The organism is Sphingomonas sp. (genome assembly GCF_031380695.1).
Taxonomy (GTDB): domain Bacteria; phylum Pseudomonadota; class Alphaproteobacteria; order Sphingomonadales; family Sphingomonadaceae; genus Sphingomicrobium.
In genome coordinates, this window is sequence record NZ_JANMWY010000225.1 from 1 (window position 1) to 4,460 (window position 4,460).

Consider the following 4,460-nt stretch of genomic DNA (forward strand, 5'->3'; position numbering starts at 1 on the left):
GCCCGCCGACCTCGCTCGACCCTTCGAGGTCGGTCGTCAGACTCAATGTCTCGTTGCGAAACGTCTTGCCCAGTTCCTGGCTGTGCTGAGTCAGCGTCGACAAGCGATAGCTGTAGAACGGCCGGATCACCCCGACTGATCCGAACACCTGGCACGTTCCCCGGATCGCGCCTGTCTCGGGATCCTCCAGCACGAACAGATACAGCGTTCCCGCCTGCTCTTCCGCTTCCAGCGCAAACCCTTCTTCCGACCGCGCGATCTTGTCAGTCAGCGTCTGCTTGTCGGCGGGCAGGTTAGTGAACCCGCCGCCGGTCAGCTTGGCCATTTCATAGATGGCCGGGAAGTCGTCGGGATTGGCCGGGCGGACTCGAAAGCTCATGCGCCCTCCGCCAGCCGCAACAGGGTCACCGCCGACAGCGCCGCGCGCTCGGCCAAACTCGCGATAATCAGATATTCCTCCATCGAATGAATCTTGCCGCCGCGGACGCCCATTGTGTCGATCACCGGCACCCCGCACGCCGCGACATTATTGCCGTCGCACACCCCGCCCGACGGTTGCCAGCGGATCGCCTGGCCCAGGTCGGCGCCGGTCTGCCGGACCAAGCCGAACAATTGCTCGGCCTTCGCATCCATCGGCTTGGGCGGCCGCCCGAACGACCCATGGGCGTGGATCGTCACCTGATGCTCTGCCGCAACCGTTGCAACCGCGCCGTCGATCAGCGATTGCGCCCGCGCCTGGTCCTCGATCGTTGCCGGACGCACGTTGACGCGCAGGACGGCATGGTCGGGCACGACATTGTTCGGCCCGCCGCCGTCGACCTTGGCGACGTTGACCGACAGCCGCGGTCCCTTCGCTGCGGTCAGCCGCAACGCCAAATCCGCCGCCGCGACCACCGCGTTGCGCCCATCCTCCGGATTGCGCCCGGCATGGGCCGACTTGCCGGAGATAACGAAACTGAAATTGCCGCTCCCTGGCCGCGCGCCCGCCAGTGTCCCGTCGGGCAGGGCGGCCGGCTCATAGGTCAGCGCCGCCCGCTTGCCCCGCGCCGCCGCCGCGATCAGCGCCGCCGACCCCGGCGATCCGACTTCCTCGTCCGAATTGATGACCACTTCATAGCCGAACTGCGCAGCGATCGGCGACTGCTCGACCGCCTCCAGCGCCGCCAGCATCACCGCAATCCCGCCCTTCATGTCGGCCACCCCTGGCCCGCGGAGCACGCCGTCCTCCAGCCATGTCAGCGTCTGAAAGATATGATCCGCCCCGAACACCGTATCCATATGCCCGGTCAGCAGCATTTGCACCGGCGCGTGGGGTCGCACCGTCAGATGCAGGTTGCGGCCATGCTGCATGCTGTAGCTCTTCCCCGCCGCATCGACCGCCTCGACCGAAGCCGCCTCGCGCAGGCTCACCTCGCCCGGCAACACTGCAAACGCATCGGCCAGCAGCGCGGCGACATCGGCCAGCCCGTCGAGATTGCGCGATCCCGAATTGATCAGGCTCCACGCTTCGACTTGCGCCAGCATCGGCGCGGCCTGCGCGGCCTCTGCCGCGGCCTGTTCGTTACTCGTGAGGTTCCCCATGCGCCCGCTCTAGCGCGCCGCAACGCCGCTTGCCACCACCCGCGCCGTGGCTAAGATCGTCGCAGGATTATTTGCTGGAGAAACCTATGCGCCGCGCCTTATCCCTGTTAATGGCCCTCCTCGGTACGACGGCCGCGCCCGCGCTGGCGCAGACTGCTCCGCGACCCGATCAACTCGCTTACCGCGCGCTGTACAAGGAACTGGTGGAGACCAACACGACGCTGTCGTCGGGCAGTTGCACGCTGGCCGCAGAACGCATGGCTGCCCATCTCAAGGCGGCGGGGATCGCGCAGACCGACCTTCATCTCTTCAGCGTCCCCGATCATCCCAAGGAGGGCGGTCTTGTTGCTATCTATCCGGGACGCGATCCGAAGGCGAAGGCGGTGCTGATGCTCGCGCACATCGACGTGGTCGAGGCAAAGCGGGAAGACTGGACCCGCGATCCGTTCACGCTGGTCGAGGAGAATGGCAATTTCTATGCGCGCGGCGCGTTCGACGACAAGGCGATGGCGGCGATCTGGGTCGACACGCTGATCCGCTACAAGCAGGAGGGATTCAAGCCGCGGCGCACGCTCAAGCTTGCGCTGACCTGCGGCGAGGAGACCAACGGCGCCTTCAACGGCGCGCAATATCTCGCCACCAACAAGCGCGATCTGATCGACGCCGCCTTCGCCGTCAACGAGGGCGGCGGCGGCAAGCTCGACGAGAATGGCAAGCCGATGTTCCTGGGCATCCAGGTGGGCGAGAAGTTGTCGCAGAATTACACGCTAGAGGTCACCAACAAAGGCGGCCACAGCTCGCGCCCGCTCCCCGACAACGCCATTTATCACCTCGTCCATGCGCTGGATAAGATCGAGGCCTATCGCTTCCCGGTCGAATTTAGCGCCACTACACGCGATTTCTTCGTCCGCATCGCGCCGACGCGGACCCCGGCCGACCAGGCCGCGATCCGCACCCTGCTCGCGACGCCGGCCGATGAGTCGTCGCGCAGCACGCTGGAACGCGATCCCGATCTCAACGCGATCCTGCACACCAATTGCGTCGCCACCCTGCTCAACGCCGGTCACGCGACCAACGCTTTGCCGCAGCGTGCGACGGCCAATATCAATTGCCGCATTTTCCCCGGCACCAGCGCGGATGCGGTTCGCCAGACGCTCGTCGGCGTCATCGCCGATCCCAAGGTAGCGGTCTCGATCCGCGAAGTGCGCAACGCGCCCGCGCCGCCGCCGCCGCTCGATCCCAAGGTGCTGGCCCCGGCCGAAAAGCTGGCCGCGCAGATGTGGCCCGGCCTTCCCAACGTGCGGATCATGTCGGCTGGCGCGACCGACGGCGCCTTCCTGACGCCGGTCGGCATTCCGACCTATGGCATCTCAGGCATGTTCCTCGATCCCGATGGCGACGGCATGCACGGCCTCAACGAGCGGGTGCGCGTGAAGGTGCTCTACGACAGCCGCGACTATCTCTACCGGCTGATGAAGATTTACGCCGAACAGCCCGAGTGACTCATCACAGATAGGCGGCGAAATGTACCAGCAGCTGCCGGTAAAGGTCCCGCTTGAACGGCACGATCAGGTTCGGCAGCAGCGCCGGCTCTACCCACTTCCAGTCGTCGAACTCGGGGTGCTTCGTCGCAATGTCGACGTCGCTCTCGTGCCCCAGGAACCGGCACAGATACCAGTCCTGAAGCTGGCCGACATATTTGCCTTTCCAGAACTTGCCGCGCAGCTCGGACGGCAGGTCATAGCGCAACCGCTCGGGGGCCTCGGCGATCCGCTCGACCAGGTAGGGCGGGATCCCGGTCTCTTCCTCCAACTCGCGCAGCGCGGTGTCCCAGGGCTCTTCGCCCTTGTCCATGCCCCCCTGCGGCATCTGCCATGCCTCGGCACGATAATCGATCCGCTTGCCGACCCACGCCTTACCCTCGGCGTTGAGTAGCATCACCCCGACCCCGCGGCGATAGAGATGGTCGTCGTCGGTCATGAAAAGCTCCTTGCAACCGTCGCCGCTCCTGCCGCGTTTCGGCCGTGAAGAACAGGCCTAGGTTCGCTCATTTCGAGGCTTTATACCGCCGGCCAGCGGCAAGGAGTTGGACCCATGTGTGACGATCTCATCCACCCCGGCCTGGTCGATGACCCCCGCCTGACCCGCCGCGCCTTCGGCCTGATCGCCGCCGCCACCACAGCGACCGCCGCCACGCTGCCGTCCGCAGCGGTGACCGAGCAGGACGTGATGGTGAAAACTCTCGGCGGCGTGTGTGACGCGGTCCTGTTCACTCCGACCAAGGTCGGCAAATATAGCGCGGTTCTCATCTGGCCCGACATCATGGGCCTGCGCCCTGCGTTCCGCGACATGGGCCGCCGCCTCGCCGCGCAGGGCCATGTCGTGCTCGTCCCCAACCCATTCTACCGCTCGAAGAAAGCACCGGTGATCGAAGGCCCGGTCGACTTCGGCAATCCCGCGACCCGCGCCACGCTGATGGGCTTTCGCAAGGCGATCGGCGATGCCGGCGCGGCGCGCGACGCCACCGCCTATTTCGCTTTGCTCGACGCGCAGAAAAAGACCGATCGCACGCGCAAGGCCGGGGTTCAGGGCTATTGCATGGGCGGCACGCTGAGCATCATCACCGCCGCCGCGCTGCCCGACCGCATCGCCGCCGTCGCGAGCTTCCACGGCGGCAACGGCCTCGTCACCGCCGAGCCCAACAGCCCGCACCTGCTCATCCCCAAGACCAAAGCCCGCTTCCTGATGTTGCAGGCGCAGAACGACGATAAGCAGAACCCGGCGATGAAGGACCAACTCAAGGCCGCCTTCGCCGCCGCCCACCGCCCGGCCACGGTCGAAGTCTATCCCGCCGACCACGGCTGGTGCGTGCCCGGCGG

At 66.0% G+C, this 4,460-nt stretch carries 5 protein-coding genes; 2 read left to right on the forward strand and 3 right to left on the reverse strand.

Features of this window, described 5'->3' with window-relative positions:
- Both RMN84_RS08010 and RMN84_RS08015 read right to left on the reverse strand, forming a co-directional pair.
- A partial coding sequence (locus tag RMN84_RS08010; protein ID WP_309611652.1) for an arginine N-succinyltransferase occupies nt 1-379 on the reverse strand: 379 nt, incomplete at its 3' end.
- Nucleotides 376-1,581, reverse strand: coding sequence for a hydrolase (locus RMN84_RS08015; RefSeq protein WP_309611653.1), 1,206 nt, complete (start codon nt 1,579-1,581; stop codon nt 376-378). The genes RMN84_RS08010 and RMN84_RS08015, both read right to left, overlap by 4 nt.
- 86 nt (nt 1,582-1,667) lie before the next feature.
- On the opposite strand from RMN84_RS08015, the gene RMN84_RS08020 reads away from it, so the two are divergent.
- Nucleotides 1,668-3,083 carry a M20/M25/M40 family metallo-hydrolase gene (locus RMN84_RS08020; protein ID WP_309611654.1) on the forward strand — a complete coding sequence of 472 codons (1,416 nt, stop codon included), beginning with the start codon at nt 1,668-1,670 and terminating at the stop codon, nt 3,081-3,083.
- Nucleotides 3,084-3,087: 4 nt separating this feature from the next.
- On the opposite strand, the gene RMN84_RS08025 is transcribed toward RMN84_RS08020, so the two are convergent.
- The gene (locus RMN84_RS08025; protein WP_309611655.1) at nt 3,088-3,561 is read right to left on the reverse strand and encodes an RNA pyrophosphohydrolase; all 474 of its coding nucleotides are present in this window, start codon (nt 3,559-3,561) and stop codon (nt 3,088-3,090) included.
- 114 nt (nt 3,562-3,675) lie between these two features.
- Between RMN84_RS08025 and RMN84_RS08030 the strand changes: the two genes are divergently transcribed.
- Nucleotides 3,676-4,460: dienelactone hydrolase family protein (locus tag RMN84_RS08030; RefSeq protein WP_309611656.1), on the forward strand; the 785-nt coding region annotated here is incomplete at its 3' end.